The following is a 19,060-nucleotide window of genomic DNA, read 5'->3' as shown; positions in this document are numbered from 1 at the left end:
AACAAGCAACGGGCCAGGCGCCACGACGTCGGCAAGACCGTCAAACGCGCCGAATCGATCAAGGAACACCAAGCCCAGCGAGGTTAAACGCCAAGCTGAGAAGGCGTAACGGACCTCACCACTCGAACAACCCCGGCACGGTCACCCGGCCCCACCGGAGTCGTTACAAAGGAATTAGCGCTCAGAGTGCTGGTGAAGCAACCGGATCCCGGAACTGATCGACTCAGCCGCCGCTCTTGCGCCTGAACGACCGCTGGCTCGCAGCCGGGCCGTGCGCCGCACGCACTTTCGACGCATTGGGGTTGGCGGCAGCATCGGCGGCGTCCGCCTGCGCACCGCGCTTGCGCGCCAGGGCTTCGCGGAACTTGCGCTTGAGGTCGTAGTTGCCGTCGCTGTCCGGCGTCAGAGAGGACGTCTCCGGGGTAGCCGGCTCCGAACCTTCCGTAGATACGGGCTCTGCGGTCATGGTGACCTCCTGGGTTCGGGGGTGGGCAAGCACAGCTTGTCATGCCGGGCGTAGTGCGGGGCGCCGGCAACATCATCCTGCTCCGTTGCGGCGGGTATCTCTTTCGTGGTCGAGGGCGTTCGCTTCGCAAGTGGGGGCACCGGACGGGCTTCGGGCCGGGCCGAGGGCTCGAGCCCGTAGCCAGGACATTCACTGCCAGGGCAACGGCTCTCAGCCGTTGCGACGCACGAGGGCGGCCTTGCGGGCCTCGGCGAGCTTGCGGGCCTCGCCGCCCTTTCGGGACTTGCCGCCGGCGCCGCGGGCGCGACGGGCGCCCTCGACGCCACCCAGCCGATCAGCCACCGCCTGCCGTGTCCGAGACCATGCAGGGCTACGACATCTTCACCCGCAGCGCCGAGACCGGCGCCCTGAAGGTCGTCCTCACCAACGACTGACCGCTTCCGCAACGGCCGTCAATCCGGGTCCCGTCCTCCCCTACGGGCCCGGCTTGACGGTCTTCATCGTGAAGTGCGAGGTGACGTTCTTGATCCTGGGGATAGTCATGACCCGTTGACTGAGGAACGTCTCGTAGGCGGAAAGATCGGCGACGGCGACGAAATAGTCCGGGCTCCCCATCCGCGACGCCGAATGGGATACCCGGCTCCATGAGGACATCGGCCTCTTGCTCTACGCGCGAAACGGCCGACGGCGTCGCGCGGGCGTCTCTCATAAATGACCCTTTGCCAGAGCAAGATCAAAAACGGGAGGTGTGGGGTCGTGGAGATTCTGGCGCCCTGGGCCAGTAGTCGGTTTTCGAGGTCCAGCGGGCGCCGACGACGACCGGTGGAACAGTCGCACGGCTGGCCGGGACGCAGGCGCCACTGTCCACGGTCTGGACATGAGCTGCCGTGAGCGGTGCGGCAGAGACATGGTCAGGGCGGTCGCTGCGGCATCGAGGGGGCAAGGGGCGAGGTGGGCCGCGTTGTGGTGCGGGCATGCGTGAGTGCCATACCGACGACCAGTCCGATGGCGATGGCGGTGACGATCGTGATGAGTTTCTGCAGGTCTTGGAAACCTTCGATGACGTAGCCGCCGGCCAGGGTGGTCAGGCCACGCAGGCCCAGCGAGCCGACGGTGAGGGTGAAGAAGCCAGGAAGGATGAGGATCAATCGAGGCGGGCGGGCGGGGTTGCGGTCCAGCAGATTGGCTGCGGCGGCCAGCACCACGGCAGCGACGAATGTGCCCCCGGTCTCCCGGATCAGCTTGGTGAACAGTGACTGCACCCCGACGGTGGCGTAGACCAGCACAAGGAGAGTCCCGAAGAAGCGGTGGGGGATTGCGAAGGCCAGGACCGTGCCGGCGGTGAAGGCGATCCCGCCCAGGATCAGTGCCCACTTGGGCAGGTCGGCGCTGGCGGCGGTGTCGAAGAGGGCGTTGAGGGGGGTACCGGTGACGAATATGCCCAGCAGGACGCCGAGGTAGAGCTGGACGAGCAGAAATATGGAGTAGACGAGCCGGATCGCGCCAGTGGTGATGAGGCCGACGGCCAGCTCGGTGGTCGATGCGCTCAGGAAGTCACCGGGAACGAAGTAGAACAGCGCCGGGAGCATCAACAGGACCGGGCCGCCGTGTGCCGGATCGCCGGTGAACACTTCGATGGTCACGACGGAGACAACGGCTGAGACCACCAGAGGGAGGACTTTGGACAGTCGCGGCGCATGAACGGCGGCGACCACGAGCGCCGCGGCGATCGCGCCCAGGACGGCTGTGGTGGTGATCTCGTACCAGGTGGGCTGGACCAGCGGGGCGAAGCCCAGGGAGAACAGCAGGACGCCGAGGAACTTGAGCCACCAGGGGTACGGAGGCGGTGCGGCCTCGATGCGCGCCAGCCTGCGGTCGGCCTCGGCCACCTTGAGCTTGCCCGCCTCTACGTCGGCCAAGAAGGGCTTGAGCTCCGCGGCTTGGTCCAGCCGGATCACCTCCGGGAAGCCGTGCACGCAGACCGTACGCATGCGGCCGTCGGCCGCGACGATCGAGAGCACGGCTGCTTCGGGCACGAGGACTACGGACGCCTGGCCTCCGAAGGCGTGAGCGCTGGTGCCCACAGCCCGCTCGATGGAGTAGGCGCCCTCGCCGGAAGAACGCAGCAGCAAGGCGGTGAGACGGGCCAGGAAGGCGGTCAGATCGTCCAGGCCGGCGGCCGCATGCCCCATGCCCGCCTCCTTTGCCGGCGCCGGGAACACCAGGGTGCAGGGCGCTAAAGGCGTCGTAGTCCGTTACGGCTTCAATCGATAGGTCGGTGGAAAGAACTGCACTGCCCATCGGCGGAAGTGGAAAATTTCGCTGCCCCCGTGTGATCGGAGGATGTCGACCGTCCGCCTGGCCTCGTTCTTGCCCCGCACCGGAACGAAGATCAGCCATTTGCCCTGGCTCAAGGCAGCAGAGTGAGCCGCTACCGTTTCGCCTTCGTACCCCCCATGCTGCAGCCCACGCATGAAACGGCCGTAAAGGCCATGAGAGGTTCCCTTGCTGTCCAGGAGCCGCTGCCCTTCCGGCCCCTTCAGCACGTTCACGTGGGACAGATTGATCCCGACTTTTTCCAATTGATGACAGGCAGCCGTATACCGTTCTTCGTTATCCAGAACGGCAGCTACACGTTTCATGGGGTACAGGTAGAAGCGCTCTTCGTTCATCCGTGGCTGACCCATATGAACCCCTTCGTGTCGCTTCTCGTCGAGGGTGACGTACCCAAACCCGCATGCTTCACGGTTTTCGCGGGAGCACAGTGAGAACCCGGACCACGTGATCCCGGAATTCCTCCATGAAGTCTCGGAGGAAATGTTCCGTATGCTCGTCGACGACTTCACCATCACTGGTGAAAACATCGGGCCTGAATTTGATATACGCCTCCGGCGCATTCATTTGCGGGGAGTCACAGAAGCTCAGGACAGCGCGCAGGCTCTGCTGGGCGAGGGCAGTGCCGAGGGCGCCGGGGGACGCTCCGATCACAGCGGAGGGTTTGTGCGCGAATGAGTTGCTCCCCCAGGGGCGACTGGCCCAGTCGATGGCGTTTTTGAGGGCGCCCGGAATGGATCGGTTGTACTCAGGGGTCACGAACAGGACGGCGTCAGAGGAGGCGATGGCATCCTTGAGCGCCTTGCCCTCGGCGGGGTAGTCGCTGTCGTAGTCGTAACTGTAGAGGGGCAGATCCTTGATCGGGATCTCAAAGAATTCCAAATCAGATGGGGCCAGCCGGATCAGAGCTTTCGAGAGCGTCCGGTTGATGGAATGAGTCGCCAGACTTCCCACGAAGTAGCCGACCCTGTACGTAGTCATCGGTTCCTCGATTCGATGCGCGTCTTGCGTTCTTGCGTATCGCGCGCTCGGACGGGCAGGGAGTTCCGCAAGGAACGAAACCACGGCCGGGAGCGGAGCGCGTGCTGGCAGATCCGTCCAGGTGACCGCGTGCGTCCACCGCCGACCACCCGCATTCCTTAACGGAGGTGTGAAGCGCGGCGCTGAGAACCGCAGCCGCGCCAGCTGCGCAGACTGCCGCCGAGGCGGTCGATTGCTCTGTGCTGCGGCATCAGAGGCGAACCGGCCGGAAGGCTCATCGGCTCATACGGCCCGGTTTCCCGAGATGGGTGAGTGCGGCTGTGACCAGAGCCTGGACGCCGGTGTCCAGTGTGGGCTGCAGGACTGGTGCGAAGCGGGGGCTGTGGTTGACCGGGATCTCCTGAGCCACGGTGCCGCGTTGCCGGGCGGCCTGGTAGGCGTCCGGATCGACACAGCCCAGGGCCCAGTAGGTGTACGGGGCCCCGAAGGCGTCCGGGATCCGGCTGAAGTCCTCGCTGGCGCTCTGCAGCTCGATGGTGACCGCGCGCTCCCCGAACATCGCGGCGAAAGCGTCGGAGACCTCGCGAGTCACCACGTCGTCGTTGACGGTCGGCGGAAAGCGGGTGCCCTCCTCGATCTGCGGCGCACGAGTCGCCCCGGAAGCCTCACACTCTGCATCGACGATGCGCCGCACGGCGGCCAGGACGGCCCGTGCTCGCCACCCAGCGTGACGGAAAATCGGGCGCATCCTCCACTCTTCGTGTCCGTAAGCTGACTCAGCGTACGGGGTGCCGTACTCGCCCCCACCCGCATCCGGCCACCACTCTGGCGCCATGGAGAGCGAGGAGAGACCGTCCGGTCCCGCAACGGGAGCCACGGCAGGCAAGGAGCTGTACGCACCCGCCCATCTGGTGCGTGCGGCGGTGCTGGGGGCGCTGATCGCGGCACGTCGGCAGCCGGCCATCAATAACACAACTCAGCCAGTCTATTAACCGGGTTCAGTTATGCTGTGACCCGGAAATCGCCGTCCGGCCCGGCCGGACGGTGCGCAAGACCGTCACTTCGGAAAGGTCTCGATCGATGACGTCACACGTCCAGGACACGTACGGCACCCAGGAGGCCGTCGGACTCGACGACGCGCTGGCCCTGGAGCGTGCGTACGTCGCGGTGTGCCGCGAGGCGATGACCCGTCAGGTGGACGATGCCCAGTACCAGGTCGTCGCGGGCGAGGACGTGTCCGGCGACGGCGCGAGCGCCGAGGCGCTCGGACGCTACCTGCGCACCCGCGCACGGCAGATGGCGGAGGAACCCGACAGCCCGCTGTTCTTCGGCCGGCTCGACTTCGAGGACTCCGACGAGGCGGGAGACCACCGGCGGCAGCGGTACTACGTCGGCCGCAGGCGGGTCTCGGAACACCCGTCCGCACCGCCGCTGGTGATCGACTGGCGCGCTCCGGTCTCCCGCACCTACTACCAGGCGAGCGCCCTGGAGCCGCGCGGAGTCGCGGTGCGGCGGCGCTTCGGGTGGGCGCCGTGGAGCCACGGCGCTCCGGAGGACCTCACCGGGCTGGAGGACGAGCACCTCGACCACGCCCGGGATGACGGCGACACGGCGAGCGCGATCGTCGCCGCCGAGATCGAGCGACCCCGCCTCGGCCCGATGCGCGACATCGTCGCCACCATCCAGCCGGAACAGGACAACCTCGTCCGCAGCGAGCTGACCGAATCGGTCTGTGTCCAGGGCGCACCGGGCAGCGGGAAGACCGCCGTCGGCCTGCACCGCGCCGCGTACCTCCTCTACACGTTCCCCCAGCGGCTGCAGCGCAGCGGTCTGCTCATCATCGGGCCGAACCGGACCTTCCTGCGCTACATCTCGGAGGTGCTGCCCTCGCTCGGCGAGATCGACATCGCCCAGCTCACGGTGGAGGACGTGGTCACCCGGCACCCGGTCCGGCGGGTGGACGCGGAGGACGTCAGCGCCCTCAAGCACGGCGACCGGATGGCCACGGTCCTGGAGCGGGCCCTGTACGCCCGCGTCCGGCATCCCGAGGAGTCCATCGCGGTCACCGACGGCTCGTACCGCTGGCGGGTCGATACGGGCGAGCTGGCCCGGGTCATCGACGAGGTGCGGGCCATGGGGGTGCCGTACGCGGTCGGCCGCGAGCACGTGCGCTCGCGGGTGGTGACGCTGATCCAGCAGCAGGCCGAACGACGGGCCGGTCCGAAGAGCGTCACCTGGGCCCGGAAGATCGGCCGTTCGAAGCCGGTCGCCGCGCTCCTGGAGGTCGCGTGGCCGGTGGCGCGACCGGAGGAGGTGGTGGCCTCGCTGCTGAGTGATCCGGCGGTGATGGAGACCGCGGCGGACGGCGTGTTCGACGCCGCAGAACAGGCGGCCCTGCTGTGGGCCAAGCCGCCGAGGTCGGAGAAGAGTGCCCCCTGGTCGGTCGAGGACATGCTGCTGCTGGACGAGGTCGCGGGGCTCGTCGAACGCCCCGAGGGCTTCGGCCACGTGGTCGTGGACGAGGCCCAGGACCTGTCGCCGATGCAGTGCCGGGCGATCGCCCGGCGCAGCGCCTTCGGCTCGATCACGGTGCTGGGCGACCTGGCCCAGGCCACCGCGCCCTGGTCGGCGCGGACCTGGCAGGAGCAGCTCACGCACCTGGGCAAGGCGCAGGCCACGGTCGTCCCGCTGACCACCGGTTTCCGGGTCCCCGCAGCCGTCATGGAACTGGCCAACCGGCTGGTGACCGACCTCGGCGTCGACGTGCCGCCGGCCCGCTCGCTGCGCCGCGACGGCGAGTTGACGGTCAGCGCGGTCGACGACACGTCGGCCGCCACCGTGTCCGCCGTCCGCGCGGCTCTCGAACGCGAGGGGTCGGTCGCCGTCATCGCCGCCGACGACGCGGTGGCCGCCACCACGGCGGCCCTGTGCGAGGCGGGCATCGAGCCGGCGACCGCCGAGGAGGTCGGCACGGCCGCCCGGGTGAGCGTGCTGCCCGCGACGGTCGTCAAGGGCCTCGAGTACGACCATGTCGTCGTGGTGGAACCGGCCGCGATCGTCGAGTCCGAGCCGCGCGGTCTGCACCGGCTGTACGTCGTAATGACGCGGGCGGTGTCCCGGCTCGACGTCCTGCACGCCCGGCCGCTGCCGGAGCCGCTCGCCGGCTGACGGTCGTGGACGCGTGCGTCCGAGATGTGCGGCCCGGGACTCCCTCGAAGACGCGCATGCGGCCCACGAGATCGCCGACTCGTCCGCCAAGCGGCAGCAGTGCGCCGAAGGCGAGGATGTAGGAGGTCACCACCCGCTGCCGGCTCGCGTCCGACATCCCGGTGTCCTGCTGGGCCCCGGGGACGCGCAATGTTCACGATGGTCATGTCCAGCATGACCATCAGCTGAGCCAGGGCGATCACCCCCAGCCCCCACCACCGGTAGCGCACCGACCTCTCCGTGGAGGCCGCTGTTGACTGTGCCGTGCCCTGACGCCCTTCCGTCACACCAGGGGCGGTGACCCGTCCCGTCCGTGTTCCGCTGGCGGACACTGGAGCAGATAAATTAACCAAGTCAATTCACAGACTCGGTAATCTGATTGCCTGGGTAAGAGATGTGCTAGGATGGCCTGGTGAATGCGCCGATGGGCTTGCGGGAGCGCAAGAAACAGCGAACGCGAGAGACGATCTCCGATACGGCGATCACGCTCTTCTTGGAGCACGGGTTCGACCAGGTCTCGGTCGTCGACATCGCGGCCGTGGCCGAGGTCTCCAAACCCACGCTGTTCAAGTACTTCCCCACCAAGGAAGACCTGGTCGTCCACCGGTTCGCCGACCATCAGACGGTGAGCAGCTCCGTCGTGGCGGAGCGGCCCCCGGGAATGACCGCGATCGACGCCCTGCACCAGCACTTCCTGAACGGGCTGGCGGCGCGGGATCCCATCACGGGGCTCAACGACGACGAGGGCGTCCTGGCCTTCCACAGCCTCGTCTACTCCACGCCGAGTCTCGTGGCGCGCGTCAGCCAGTACCTGGCCCAGGCCGAGGAGGCGCTGGCCCGGACCCTGGTCGACGCGCTCGACACGGGCCGCGAGATCACCGCGGCCCTGCTGGCCGGCCAGGTGATCGCCACGGAACGCATCCTGGCGTCGGAGAACTGGCAGCGCATCGTCGCCGGCCGGTCCGCGGACGAGGTCTACTCCGAAGCGGTGGCCGACGCCGACCACGCCTTCGCCCTGTTGCGCCACGGCTTGGCGGGGGTCGCCCCGCAGAAGTGAACGACGACGGCGCCGCCTCCGAAGAGGCGGCGCCGTCGTCGTCCTGCCGTCGTGTGCCGGGTCAGTCCGCCTGGTCCGCGGGCTTCGCCGCGTCGTGGCCGGGCTCCGGCCCGGACAGGTTGTTGTGCCGCTCGATGTAGTCGGCCAGCCGGTCCATGCTGTCCGTGCCGCGCTCCCGGAAGGCACTCGCCTGGGCCGTCATGTCGACCGGGGACTTGTTCTGGCCGAGCTTGTACACGCCGTCGATGCGCCCGATCGGAATCTCGAACCCCTGGATGAGCCGGAGATATTCGTCGAACAGCGCACTCGCCCGACGTGGCAGCGACCAGGGCCGCTTCGGCGCGAGCCTGCTCTCCTGATCCTCGATCAGGTCGACCAGCAGGCGCAGGGCGCGCACATCGTCCAGGAGCCGCGGCCGTCCCATGACGTGCACGGCCGCACAGGCACAGGTGGGGAAGTGCGGCCGGCTGGCGTAGTGGTCGGGCGAGATGTAGGCGCTGGGCCCCAGGAACGCCACCACCACCTCGACGTTGCCGGCGAGCGCCTCTCAGATCGGGTTGCCCCGCGGCAGATGCCCGCGCGGCTTGCCGTAGGGCCAGGCGTGCCGGTCGAGCACGAACGGATATGCGGACGGCGGCGGGCCGGCCCTCCACCGACAGCGCCATCAGGCCCAGCACCCTCCCCGGGTCAGCACCGCGGCGCGGCTGCCGCACCTGCGCTCGGTCGAGAAGCGACTCGACCTGGAGGAGGTGGTCGAGGCGCTGCTCGGTTCGGCGCAGGTGCTTCGTCACGGGGTGGCCGAGGAGGGGCCCGTCGCCGCCGACGGCCGCCCGGCACCGGCGTGACCGCGTGGTCGTCACGCCACGGGCGAGGCGCCCACGTGCCCGGGTCCGATGAACGCCACGGTCCTGCTCACCGGGCCGCCTCCGCGGTGGTGCCAGGGCCGGCGAGGCCCAGTTCACGGTCGCCGAGCGGGGCGAAGAAGCGGTTCACGTCGGCGTCGGTCACCTCGGCGAGGGTCTTGGGGGACCAACGCGGGTCGCGGTCCTTGTCGATGACCTGGGCGCGGATGCCCTCCACCAGGTCGGGGCTGCTCAGGGCGGCGCAGGAGACGCGGTACTCCTGGTCGAGGACCGGCTCCAGCGATCCGAGACGGCGGGCGCGGCGCACGGCGGCCAGGGTGACCTTCACGGCGGTCGGTGACCTGGTGAGCAGGGTTTCGGCCGCCTCCTTGGCGGCGGGCTCGCCGTGGTCGAACAGCCGGCCCAGGATGTCCTCGACCGTCCCGGCGGCATAGCAGGGGTCGATCCATTCCCTCTGCGCCTCCAACTCCCCTTGCGGCAGCGGTCGGGCATGGCGCGCCAGCACCTCCCGTACGGGCGTGCCTGCGAGGTCGTCGACGAGGGCCGGCAGGGCCGCTGACGGCACGTAGTGGTCGGCGAGCCCGCAGAGCACGGCGTCGCCGGCGCCGATCTGCGCACCGGTCAGCGCGAGATGGGTGCCCAGTTCCCCTGGGGCGAGGGCCAGCAGATGGGTGCCGCCGACGTCGGGGACGAAGCCGATACCGGTCTCCGGCATCGCGATCCGCGAGCGCTCGGTGACGATCCGGACGCTGCCGTGCGCGGAGACGCCGACGCCGCCTCCCATCACGATGCCGTCCATGACGGCGACGTACGGCTTCGGGTAGCGGGCGATACGGGCGTTGAGGCGGTACTCGTCGCGCCAGAAGGCGGCCGAGGCGGTGCCGTCCCGGTCGCGGACGTCGTCGTGGATGGCGCGGATGTCACCGCCCGCGCACAGGCCGCGCTCCCCCGCGCCGGTGATGACCACGGTCTCCACGGCCGGGTCGTGCTCCCAGGCCGTCAGCGCCTCGTCGATACGGCGCACCATCTCGCGGTTGAGGGCGTTGAGGGCCTTCGGCCGGTTGAGGGTGATGTGGGCGGCCCGCCCGTCGGTGTGGAACAGGACGGGTTCCTCGGCGGCGGTCATCCGAACGCCTCCGTCCGGCCGCGGGCCACGATGACACGCATGATCTCGTCGGTTCCTTCCAGGTTCTGATGGACGCGCAGGTCACGGACGATCTTCTCAAGGCCGTACTCGCCGAGGTAGCCGTAGCCCCCGTGCGGTTGGAGCGCCGGTCGGCGACCGAGTTCCTGGTGCGCGTTGGCGCGATCACGCCGTGCATGCCGTGCACGCCGTGCACACCGGGCGTCGGAATCGGCGGATCCGCGCGGTCCTCGGGTCCTGGAGCCTCCTGCAGTCGAGGTATGTGCATCGTCTCCCTGCTGCCCGCCGCGACCGACATCGTCGCCGAACTCGGGCTGTCGGAGCAGTTGGCCGGCCGGGGCCACGGGTGGTACGCGGGGCGGAGGTGCTCGCCCAGATCCTGCACGGCGTACAGGCCGGCGAGGCAGTCACACCGGCCGAGGCCCGCCCGTTTCCCGGCCGGTGACGACGGTCGGCCTCCTCGCACGTGCGGACCTCCCCGCGCGTGCGGACCTCCCCGCGCGTGCGGGCCTCAGGAGTCCGTGGGACGCCGTGGCGGCGTGATGGCGTAGAGGTCGAGGATGTCCGGCAGGGGAGCCACTCCCGGGCCACCGGCGCGTACCCAGGCGACGATGTCCTCGGTCGCGTCCGCATCGTTGACGAGCCCGAGCCAGACCGGTCGCGCACCGGCGGTCCGGCCCGCGGCGGACGGCTGGACCACGATGACGTTCGCCTGCTCGCACACGTCGAGGCAGTCGGAGATGCGCACCGGCACCTCCGCACGCAGCCGCGCGGTCTGCGCCGCGTGATCGACCCCGGCCACCTTGGGGCTGCCGCAGCAGCAGTCCCGGCACACGACGACCCGGCACGGCACCGGACCGCTCCCCGCCACGGCACCGTCCGGCGCCTCGTCCGTCGGCTTTTCGGACACGCCGCACCACTCCCCTCCCGGGGAGATCCGCCCCGGTGTCGATCGAGGAGGCGACCGCATGAGTCTCCTGGCTCCCGGGTCGTCACTCGTCCCGCCTTCCCACCCCGGGCGGGGGCAGTGGCCTTCCGGAACTCGCTCACCGGTCACAGTGGCGGGACCGCGCCGGATTCACACCGGCTTCCTCGGACCGCCGTCGCCTTATGTCGCCGACCATCATCCCATTGCCGTTCGCTCACTGGGGAACGGTCGCTTCGCTCATTGCCGGCACTGGGGGCACCAGACCGTGCGGCGTCCGCCGACGCGGTTCGAGCACAGGGGCCACCCGCAGCGAGGACATGTCGGCTCGCGGTCGTCCCGGTGCCCGGTGAGCCAGGAACGACGCGGTGGCACGCACCCGGCGCGCACGGATGTCTCAAGGACCCGGCCCATCCCCGCGTGGATACGCCGAAGCGCGGATCACTCAGGTCCCGTGCCGGGGTCCGCGGTGCCACCCGGGCCCGCCAGAGGATCTCGTCGCACAGGAGGTTCCCGAGGCCCGCGATCACGGACTGGTCCATCAGCGCGCTCTTGATGGCACGCCGTCGTCCCGACAGCAGCTTCCGCAATTCCGCTCCGCTCAGTGTGAGGGCGTCGGGCCCCAGACCGTCCGTGATCCGTGCGACCTGTGCGTCGTCGGCCAACTGCACACCTTGGAGCTTGCGTTGATCGCGGTAGCGCAGGTGCCGGGAGTCGTCGAGCGTCAGCACGATGCGGTCGTGCGGTGCGAGGGGCTCGTCCGGGGCACAGCACCGCAACGATCCCGTCATACCGAAATGCCAGACCAGTACGCGACCGCCGTCATCCACCGGCACGAACAACCACTTGCCGTGCCGCCACCCCTCCCCCAGACGCCTCCCCTTCAGCCCCCTCCGGAACCGCTGCGCGCTGACACCCCGCAGCACCCCGGTGTCCCGCACCTCGACGTCCGTGACACACCGCTGCCGGCCGCAGGTCATCAGCACCTCGCGGAATCCCTCGACATCCGGCAGTTCGGGCATGCGCGCGTCCGGGCTCTTCGTCGTACGGTCGTCAGACCGCCGTACGCGCTGACGGGTACCCGTGGAGGACGAGCCCACGCGCTCGGCCCCCTGCTCCGAGGCGTCATGCCTCCGATCGGACGCTCGCCGGTTCGACGGACGGCTCGACCGGGATACCCATGGCCCGTGATCCCGTCCGAGGTCGACGACACGCTGCCCGAGCTGGCTCCCTTCGTCCACGCCGTGCAGGGCCGAAGGCCCGACGACGGCACGTGGTGCGAGGTGTGGACGGTGCGTGACGTCCTGGTCCACCAGACGGGGAACGCCGAGGTACTGGCCCGCGTGCTGCGAGCATTCCTCGCCGGCACACCGGTGGAGACCAGGAGCTTCGAGCGCGAGGCTCCCTACCGGCGGATGTCGGACGCCGAGCTCTGGGCGGCGTTCATGACCAACTGTGAACAGCTCACCGAGATCGCCGCGGCCGCCGCGCAGGACCTCTCCCCGGACACCGAGGTGATGTGGACCGGCCGTTCCGTGAAGGTCCCCTTCTTCGCGGAACACATGCGTGAGGAAATGATCCTCCACCGCTGGGACCTGACCGGCGACGACCGGACGGCCGTGCAGTCCCTCAGCGAGCCGTGGATGACCGAGCACAGCGTGGTGTCGGTCGGCCGTCCCTTGCTGGTCCGGGGCCGCGCCGGTCTGGACCTGGGGCCCGGGGGACGGGTCGAGGGCCGCCTGCGCACCCCGGGCACGGACGACATCGTGGTGACCGCCGACGCCGAGGGCGGCACGATCCGGTTCGCCGCCCCCGAGGGCCCGGCCACGCTCAAGAGCGACGCGGCCACCCGCGTCCTGCTGCTGTGGGGCCGCCGCCCCGCCGAACCCACCCGCTGTCACAGCACCGCGGGCCCGGAGGCGTTGCGCAGGGTACGGACCCTCCTGGGCGGCTACTGAGCGATCGTTGCTTTCGGGCCGACCTGGCCCACGGCCTGCCGGCGCTTCACCCAACGGGTGTGGCTGCCACGGCGAACAGCCCCTCGTAGGGTGGACCGTCATGGCCGAGTCTCACCCACTGCTGGGCATGTTCCTCAATGCTGCCGACGGACGCTTCCCGCCTGCAGACGGCCGCGTAACAGTTCTTCCGCCCCTGCCGGGTGGGCTGGAGTGCTCGGTCGCCTTCACCGGGCACGCCGTGATCGCCACCGCCCTGTCCACTTCCGACGTCCAGGCTCACGGACCAGACGGTTACGGGGCTTCAATGGCTCCTGGTTTCCTGCGTTACCTCGCCGGTCGCGAGGGGTGGATCGACAGCGTCGACGTCACACTCGTCGCGCGTGGCTCGCCGGCCCCTCGCCGCCTGCCCGAACGTCTTGATGTCGATGACCACCCACGTGTTCGCCGTGCTCGGGCTTTGCGTACCGACGTCCGTGTCTACGGAGATGAACGCGGCCTTGTCACACTGGCCGACGGCCTGGCTGGACGGCGCGAGATAAGCATTGAACTCAACCACCCTGGTAGCAGTGCGGCTGGGCTCGGTCGCTCCCTCCTGCGTGACGCGCTCACCTTGCTCCCCGCCGGTGAGCCGGTTTTCGCCGCTGTCGCCCCAGGCAACGCTCGATCCCTTCGGGCTTTCCTCGCAGCCGGCTACACACCACTGGGCAGCGAGGTCGTCGTCCGTCCCTCCAGACCGTGAAGTGGTGCAGCAGCGAGAGGCTGCGGCCCACAACACACGGTTACTCCGCCACGAAACCGAGGAAATCCGCCCACGTCGAGGAGGCGACCCCGAATCGCGGCCCGTCACTCTGCTTGGAGTCGCGTACGTGCACGGCTCCGGGAGCGAGGGCGACTTCCACACAGCTGTCGCCTTCGGACCCGCTGTAGCTGCTCTTGAACCATTCCAGCTCACTGTTGGTGTTCATAGCGCTCCTCGCATCCGCTGCAACAACTCGGCCGAGTCCGCGGGGGACAGAGCCTGCGAGCGCATCTTGGCATAGCGCATCTGCATGACGCTCACCGCTTCCCGGTCGGAAACCAGCTGCCCGGTCTTCTGCCCCTCCGAATACCCCAGCCACTGGCGCTCCGGGGTCTCCAGCAGCTGCATGGGCCCGTCCGTACCCGCGTGGTAGGGCTGCCGCAAAGGCATGATCTGCAGCTCCACGTTCCACAGTTCCGTGCGGACGAGAAGGTGGTCGAGCAGTTCCCGGGTGACTTCCTCACCTCCCGTGTGCCGCAGCAGCACCGACTCCTCGACGATGAAACTGAACGCGACCGGCGGCCTGCGCGTCAACAGGTCCTGCCGCGCCAGCCGGGCGGCGATCCGCTCCTGCAACTGCTCCTCCGTGGGTGGAGGCGGCACGTTGAGCATCACCGCGCGCGTGTAGGCCTCGGTCTGGAGCAGCCCCGGCACGACCCGGCACTCGTACGTGCACAGGCTGACCGCCGTCTCCTCCAACTGCGCCCACTCCCGGAACCAGACCGCCAGCCCCCGCTGCCGTCCCACGTGCCGGGCCACCGCGCGCAGCACGCCGAACGACTCCAGTGCCTCCTCCGCCCGCTCGATGAAGTGAGCGGTGGGCATCCGCCGGCCCTGCTCGACCGAAGCGACCGAGGCATGCGAGTAGTTGAGCCGTTCGGTCAGTTGCTCCTGCGTCAGCAGGGCCCGTTCCCGGAAGACCTTCAGGGCCGCCCCGAACGCCTTCATACTGCCGGACGAATCCAGCGCACTGCCACTTGCCATGAATGACGACCCCCTTGTCACACCCGCGTCACCTCTTGCAACGAGTACAACGGCTCGACCTTGAGCAGTGGTTACGTGCCTGGCACGGCTGGAACCAGTACAGGACGGCCTGTACGGGCAGCGGGACAGCATCCGCGCGAGACCGGGACAGACACTGCGGTGGCGTCACTTGCGGTCACGATCAGCGATTCTTGAGACTCTTGAGCTTGGCCATCGCTGCGACGAAGCTGACTTGGAGTCCTTCTTTGACGGCACGCCCCGCATACGAACAGAGCTGGACGATCTACGGTCAACGCCAGCTGGACTACGGCTACTCACCGCCGGTACCGGACCGCATCGACTGGGGATTCTGGCCCGGTGTGGGTCCCGGAGCCGAGATCCTCGGGGACATCCGCGGCAAGCGGATCCTCGACGTGGGATCCGGTCCCGGACACCACGCCGTCCACCTGGCCCGCGACTACGGCGCCCTCGTGGATGGCGTCGACCTGTCCCCCACCCAGCACCAGCGCGCAGTGAACGCTCACGGCAGCGAGCCCGGAGTCCGCTTCTTCTGCGGTGACGTCGCCGAGCATCTGCGTCGCGCGGAACCGTACGAGGCCGCCTACGGCATCCGCACCTTCGCCTGCATCGACCCGCACCACCTGCTGCCGGCCCTGCGGGACGGACTGGTCGACGGCGCGCCCCTCGTCTTCTCCGCCCTCCACACCGACGCCGACGCACAAGGACCGTCCAACGAGGTGGTGTCCCGGCAGGAATTGATCCGGCTGCGCGACGGGGAGCCCATCCCCACCCGGATGTGGGTGCTCACTCCGCAGCTCTGGGAAGACCTCCTGTCCGAGCACGGTTTCCGGGTGGAAGGGGTCGAACTCCTCACCGCACCGGAACCCGACAACCCCGTGATACTCCAACTCGTCCAAGCCCGACGCCAGCACAGGACCAGCCCACCTCATGTGACCAGTCGTCCACGGACCGCCCGCCCGCCCGTACCCCACGCCGCGATCGGCGTCGGGGCCATCGTGTTCGGTGAGCGGGGCCTGCTGTTGGGACGGCACCGGCACGGCACCTGGGAGCTGCCCGGGGGCACCGTCGAGCCCGGAGAATCCCTCCCAACCACCGTCGTACGCGAACTCGCCGAGGAAACCGGGCTCCACGCCCGCTCTGAGGACGTGACTCTGCTGGGCACACTCCTCGACCACGTCGACGACGTCGTACGCGTCACCGTCGGCGCCGTCGTCACGGCCTGGCAGGGCGAACCCGCCGACCAGCCGCACGAGAGCGTGGGCGACTGGCGCTGGTGGGCCCTGGACGAGCTGCCCCAGGGACTCTTCGTATGCAGCGCCCAGATCCTCACGTCCTGGCGCCCGGACTTGCCGCCCATCGATCATGCACCGGCTCACTTCACTCCGTACGCAAACCGAACACCGCCGCCTAGGAAGGCGAACAACACGACCCCCTCCCGGTAGCGTCCAGCTCCATGGACGATGTCGTGAAGACAGTTGTCGAGCGTCGGTACGCCCCGGACCCGATCGACTACGAGCACCTCGTCTCGTTGGTCGAGTCCACCGGCGAACGCGTCGTGCTCACCGAGGGCGGCGTACCGGTGAGTGTCCTGTTCCCGGCGAGGGTGGTGGCCCGGCTGGAGCACTGGGCCCGCGCCGACTTCGCCACGCCCGCGCCGATACCGCAGGGCGAAGAAGCGGAGGACGCGAACGAGCCGAGGTGGGACGTCGGTCGGCTTCGGATCGAGCCGCCTGCCGATCCGCAGGAGTACGGGCCCTACACCCGGTACGTGCGGGCCGACGGCAGACGCGTGAGCTTCGTCCGGAGCGGGACGGTGGTGGCCGTGCAACTGACCGCCGACGAGGCGGCGTGGCTTGAGGACAGAGCCATGCATGAGCGCCAGGGATACATGGACCCCAAGCAGGCAGCGGCATTCGAAGAATTCCTGGCCCGCCGGCCACCGCTCGGCGAGCAGTGACTGCGAGCCGGAGCCGCTTATCGGAGGGCTCTGACATCATGCGGCCGTGACCGCTGCGGACGACAACCTGCTGGCTGACCTGGACGAAAAAGTGGGCTGGGCAAACCTGAACCACGCCTACGGGGCGGCCGATGATGTCCCCGGCCGACTGCGCGCCCTGTGCGGGGACGACGAACAGGCGCAACAGGAGGCCTTCAGAGGCCTGTTCGATCATCTCGCGCACCAGGGCGTCCGCTGTCAGGCATCTCCGCATGTGGTGCCGTTCCTTGCCCGGATCGCTCTCGGCGGCCCGAGGTCGGCGCGTGAGCTCGCGTTGAGGCTCCTGACCGGCCTCGCGGTCAACGGGGACGAGGAGCGCGAGATCATCGACGGGGCCGACATCGCCGCCTGGCGCGCGGAGGCCGCCGAGAACTCCTCCGACAAGCTCCTCGCCCTGTACGAGGAGGCTCTGGCCACCGAGCAGGACGAGCAGCGACGCCGGGACTTGCAAGGCACCCGGGATTGGCTGGCGGCCGGCAATCCGATCGACCTGCGTGACTCTTCGATGCGTTCGTACGACGCCGTCCTCGCCGAGCTCCCCGCCCTGCTCACCCTCCTCGACGATGACAACCCTCAAATCCGAACCCGGACCTCCTACCTGCTGGCCTGGTTTCCCGACCTGGCGGACACCTCCCTGCCGCTCCTGCTCGACCGTGCCGCCCACGAGCACGATGCCGTCGCCAAAGCCACCTCACTCGTAGCCGTCGGCATCCTCGGCACGACCGCTCTCGCGGGGACCCTCGCCGCCGAACTGGACGCCGAGAACAGCCTCGTGCGCTGGGCAGCAGCCACCGCCATCGCCCAGACCGCCCGAAACGCCGACGCGGAACTCGACGCCCGGCTCCTCGACCGGGCCATTGCCGAACTCGCTGCCGCGGGCGCGGCCCCTACGCCCGTACCCGCGACCGACTACAACCAGGGCGACTTCCACGGCCACACCGCCGACACCCTGCTGGCCCTCCCGCCTTCCCCCGCCTCGCGCGCCGCAGTCGCCGCCTGCCTGCCATCCATCGACCCGTCAGACAGGGCGTTCTTGGCGAATGCGGTCCTGCCGGACCTGTTCCCCAGCCCCCTGCCCGAGCCCCGCCCCCCGTACGAGCGCCTCCCCCGCCCCCAGCAGCAGCTTTTGCATGCCCTCGCCGACCTCGGCGAGGGATGGTGGAACACGGCGGGTGACATCGGCGAGAACCTGGCCACCTACGGACTTCCGGTCACTCAGGCAGGGCTGCGTACGTACATCGGGCTTCCCCTGGCAGGCTACGGATGCCGGCCGCCGAGGATCTGACCGCGCGGCCGGGGCGCAACCCGGGAACTGCCCGCTGCTACACAGCGCCCGGGGGGCCGCTCTGAGCGGCCCCCCGGCGCTGCCCCTGCTCCGGTGGTCAGGCGTTCTGGTGCGGGCCGCCGTATCGGAGTTGGTCGATGAGGGCGAGAAGGAGGAAGAGGTTCGGGATCTTCTTGACCTGCACCTGGGCCCAGGGCAGCTTCTTGCCGGGCTTGCGCAGCACCAGCATTCCCTGGGAGATTTCGATCTTCTCGATCTCCGCCCAGGTCAGGCTGCCCTTTGCCGTGGCCACACCGCCCAGGTTCACCGAGAGGCTCCCGTAGGCCAGGGTCCGGCCCTGCTCCAGCCCGGAGAGCAGCCCGGGCAGCTGCGCCCGGGTGATCTCCTGCTGGAACGCCGGGCCCCAGCGCTCGGGATGGGCGTAGAAGTCGGTCACCTTGAGCGTCGTTCCGTCCTCGCGGTAGAGCGTGTAGACGTAGGTGGTCCCGACGTAGATGCCGTTTGCGTACCGCTCGGTGATCTCCTGGAGCACCGTCATCGAGTCCCAGCGGAAGACGGAGACCTCGCCGTTCTTTCCCACCTCGGCCAGGCCGTGCTCGAAGAGGTGCAGTCGGCGGGCGGCCTGCTTGCGCGAGAGGTTGGGCGTTTTGAAGGCGAGCCAGATGAAGTAGGCGCCGAGGGGAGGAAGGATCAGGGAGACGATTCCCATGAACAGGACGGCGACTATCCGCACGGTGCCGATGCGCTTCGGCAGGAACGTCTCCCGCAGCTGCCCAAGCCTTTCGGTCCCCGGGGGCGCCGCGTCATGGGCTGTTGTCTGCCCGGGGTCCTGCTGAGCGGTGGGTCCTGCCATGAGCCGTGCTCCTCGCCGTAGTGATCAGAGATTCGGCGATCATTCTGCGGTCGGGGCCGACGCTCGTACACGTCGGGGCCTCCTGAGCAGTTACAGCGGTGAGGAAGGCGGCGAATGCCCTTGGGGTCGCCGTCGGCGCAACCGCCCTGCACGTACGGGACTCCAAGGAACGCGGCGGCCCCCAGCT

At 69.1% G+C, this 19,060-nt stretch carries 20 protein-coding genes, 4 pseudogenes and 1 riboswitch; of the genes and pseudogenes, 7 read left to right on the top strand and 17 right to left on the bottom strand.

Going from position 1 to position 19,060, the window contains the following annotated elements; translation table 11 throughout:
• Window positions 1-223: 223 nt before the first annotated feature.
• The 7 genes from ACFY3J_RS21160 to ACFY3J_RS21130 form a co-directional block, all read right to left on the bottom strand.
• Window positions 224-466 (bottom strand): DUF5302 domain-containing protein, encoded by a 243-nt coding sequence (locus ACFY3J_RS21160; protein ID WP_384176612.1) that lies wholly within the window; start codon window positions 464-466, stop codon window positions 224-226.
• A 210-nt stretch (window positions 467-676) separates the two neighbouring features.
• Window positions 677-808 (bottom strand): hypothetical protein, encoded by a 132-nt coding sequence (locus ACFY3J_RS21155; RefSeq protein ID WP_390841469.1) that lies wholly within the window; start codon window positions 806-808, stop codon window positions 677-679.
• A gap of 132 nt (window positions 809-940) precedes the next feature.
• Window positions 941-1,120, bottom strand: a complete 180-nt coding sequence (locus tag ACFY3J_RS21150; RefSeq protein ID WP_390841468.1) for an Lrp/AsnC ligand binding domain-containing protein — start codon at window positions 1,118-1,120, stop codon at window positions 941-943.
• Between the two features lie 257 nt (window positions 1,121-1,377).
• Window positions 1,378-2,658 (bottom strand): threonine/serine exporter family protein, encoded by a 1,281-nt coding sequence (locus ACFY3J_RS21145; protein WP_384176608.1) that lies wholly within the window; start codon window positions 2,656-2,658, stop codon window positions 1,378-1,380.
• Between the two features lie 63 nt (window positions 2,659-2,721).
• The gene (locus ACFY3J_RS21140; RefSeq protein WP_390841467.1) at window positions 2,722-3,138 is read right to left on the bottom strand and encodes a hypothetical protein; all 417 of its coding nucleotides are present in this window, start codon (window positions 3,136-3,138) and stop codon (window positions 2,722-2,724) included.
• A 70-nt stretch (window positions 3,139-3,208) separates the two neighbouring features.
• Window positions 3,209-3,781, bottom strand: a complete 573-nt coding sequence (locus tag ACFY3J_RS21135) for an NADPH-dependent FMN reductase (protein ID WP_384176604.1) — start codon at window positions 3,779-3,781, stop codon at window positions 3,209-3,211.
• Window positions 3,782-4,055: 274 nt separating this feature from the next.
• Window positions 4,056-4,376 carry a hypothetical protein gene (locus tag ACFY3J_RS21130; RefSeq protein WP_390841466.1) on the bottom strand — a complete coding sequence of 107 codons (321 nt, stop codon included), beginning with the start codon at window positions 4,374-4,376 and terminating at the stop codon, window positions 4,056-4,058.
• Between the two features lie 485 nt (window positions 4,377-4,861).
• On the opposite strand from ACFY3J_RS21130, the gene ACFY3J_RS21125 reads away from it, so the two are divergent.
• The gene (locus ACFY3J_RS21125) at window positions 4,862-6,949 is read left to right on the top strand and encodes a HelD family protein (protein WP_390841465.1); all 2,088 of its coding nucleotides are present in this window, start codon (window positions 4,862-4,864) and stop codon (window positions 6,947-6,949) included.
• A 46-nt stretch (window positions 6,950-6,995) separates the two neighbouring features.
• Here ACFY3J_RS21125 and ACFY3J_RS21120 read toward each other — a convergent pair.
• Window positions 6,996-7,218: pseudogene (locus ACFY3J_RS21120) on the bottom strand (MFS transporter); the annotation flags it as partial.
• Window positions 7,219-7,400: 182 nt separating this feature from the next.
• On the opposite strand from ACFY3J_RS21120, the gene ACFY3J_RS21115 reads away from it, so the two are divergent.
• A complete protein-coding gene (locus ACFY3J_RS21115; protein WP_390841464.1) occupies window positions 7,401-8,045 on the top strand; it encodes a TetR family transcriptional regulator in 645 nt (214 codons plus the stop codon).
• 61 nt (window positions 8,046-8,106) lie between these two features.
• Here the strand turns inward: ACFY3J_RS21115 and ACFY3J_RS21110 are convergent.
• From ACFY3J_RS21110 to ACFY3J_RS21090, 5 genes and pseudogenes are all read right to left on the bottom strand, one after another.
• Window positions 8,107-8,574, bottom strand: a pseudogene (locus ACFY3J_RS21110) (FMN-binding negative transcriptional regulator); the annotation flags it as partial.
• A 383-nt stretch (window positions 8,575-8,957) separates the two neighbouring features.
• Window positions 8,958-10,034, bottom strand: coding sequence for an enoyl-CoA hydratase/isomerase family protein (locus ACFY3J_RS21105; protein WP_390841462.1), 1,077 nt, complete (start codon window positions 10,032-10,034; stop codon window positions 8,958-8,960).
• Window positions 10,031-10,180: pseudogene (locus tag ACFY3J_RS21100) on the bottom strand (acyl-CoA dehydrogenase family protein); the annotation flags it as partial. The gene ACFY3J_RS21105 and the pseudogene ACFY3J_RS21100, both read right to left, overlap by 4 nt.
• A 383-nt stretch (window positions 10,181-10,563) precedes the next feature.
• Window positions 10,564-10,962, bottom strand: coding sequence for a (2Fe-2S) ferredoxin domain-containing protein (locus ACFY3J_RS21095; RefSeq protein ID WP_390841460.1), 399 nt, complete (start codon window positions 10,960-10,962; stop codon window positions 10,564-10,566).
• A 60-nt stretch (window positions 10,963-11,022) separates the two neighbouring features.
• Window positions 11,023-11,146: riboswitch (cobalamin riboswitch) on the bottom strand.
• Window positions 11,106-11,999 carry an Fpg/Nei family DNA glycosylase gene (locus ACFY3J_RS21090; protein WP_390841459.1) on the bottom strand — a complete coding sequence of 298 codons (894 nt, stop codon included), beginning with the start codon at window positions 11,997-11,999 and terminating at the stop codon, window positions 11,106-11,108. (Overlaps the previous riboswitch by 41 nt.)
• A 165-nt stretch (window positions 12,000-12,164) precedes the next feature.
• Here ACFY3J_RS21090 and ACFY3J_RS21085 point away from each other — a divergent pair, with 165 nt between their 5' ends.
• On the top strand, window positions 12,165-12,935 hold the full coding sequence (locus tag ACFY3J_RS21085) for a maleylpyruvate isomerase N-terminal domain-containing protein (protein WP_390841458.1): 771 nt from the start codon (window positions 12,165-12,167) through the stop codon (window positions 12,933-12,935).
• A gap of 301 nt (window positions 12,936-13,236) precedes the next feature.
• Here the strand turns inward: ACFY3J_RS21085 and ACFY3J_RS21080 are convergent, their stop codons facing one another.
• From ACFY3J_RS21080 to ACFY3J_RS21070, 3 genes are all read right to left on the bottom strand, one after another.
• Window positions 13,237-13,491, bottom strand: coding sequence for a hypothetical protein (locus ACFY3J_RS21080; RefSeq protein ID WP_384176588.1), 255 nt, complete (start codon window positions 13,489-13,491; stop codon window positions 13,237-13,239).
• Between the two features lie 223 nt (window positions 13,492-13,714).
• Window positions 13,715-13,900 carry a DUF397 domain-containing protein gene (locus ACFY3J_RS21075; RefSeq protein WP_384176587.1) on the bottom strand — a complete coding sequence of 62 codons (186 nt, stop codon included), beginning with the start codon at window positions 13,898-13,900 and terminating at the stop codon, window positions 13,715-13,717.
• Complete coding sequence (locus tag ACFY3J_RS21070) at window positions 13,897-14,718, bottom strand: helix-turn-helix domain-containing protein (protein ID WP_390841456.1); 822 nt, start codon at window positions 14,716-14,718, stop codon at window positions 13,897-13,899. The genes ACFY3J_RS21075 and ACFY3J_RS21070 overlap by 4 nt, the downstream gene beginning before the upstream one ends.
• A 245-nt stretch (window positions 14,719-14,963) precedes the next feature.
• Here ACFY3J_RS21070 and ACFY3J_RS21065 point away from each other — a divergent pair, with 245 nt between their 5' ends.
• Genes ACFY3J_RS21065 through ACFY3J_RS21055 form a run of 3 tightly spaced genes read left to right on the top strand, consistent with a single transcriptional unit; the run spans window position 14,964 to window position 18,020 of the window.
• Window positions 14,964-16,181, top strand: a complete 1,218-nt coding sequence (locus ACFY3J_RS21065) for an NUDIX domain-containing protein (RefSeq protein WP_390841455.1) — start codon at window positions 14,964-14,966, stop codon at window positions 16,179-16,181.
• Between the two features lie 11 nt (window positions 16,182-16,192).
• Window positions 16,193-16,696 (top strand): type II toxin-antitoxin system Phd/YefM family antitoxin, encoded by a 504-nt coding sequence (locus tag ACFY3J_RS21060; RefSeq protein WP_390841454.1) that lies wholly within the window; start codon window positions 16,193-16,195, stop codon window positions 16,694-16,696.
• 46 nt (window positions 16,697-16,742) lie between these two features.
• A complete protein-coding gene (locus ACFY3J_RS21055) occupies window positions 16,743-18,020 on the top strand; it encodes a hypothetical protein (RefSeq protein ID WP_390841452.1) in 1,278 nt (425 codons plus the stop codon).
• Window positions 18,021-18,117: 97 nt separating this feature from the next.
• Here ACFY3J_RS21055 and ACFY3J_RS21050 read toward each other — a convergent pair whose 3' ends face one another.
• Complete coding sequence (locus ACFY3J_RS21050; RefSeq protein WP_384176577.1) at window positions 18,118-18,873, bottom strand: DUF6585 family protein; 756 nt, start codon at window positions 18,871-18,873, stop codon at window positions 18,118-18,120.
• A gap of 98 nt (window positions 18,874-18,971) precedes the next feature.
• Here ACFY3J_RS21050 and ACFY3J_RS21045 point away from each other — a divergent pair.
• Window positions 18,972-19,052 (top strand): annotated as a pseudogene (locus ACFY3J_RS21045) (hypothetical protein); the annotation flags it as partial.
• Window positions 19,053-19,060: the final 8 nt, after the last annotated feature.

The sequence above is a fragment of the Streptomyces sp. NPDC001231 genome (genome assembly GCF_042896885.1).
Lineage (GTDB): Bacteria > Actinomycetota > Actinomycetes > Streptomycetales > Streptomycetaceae > Streptomyces.
Note: the sequence above shows the minus strand (reverse complement) of the source record. Positions and strands in the feature narration are given on the sequence as shown.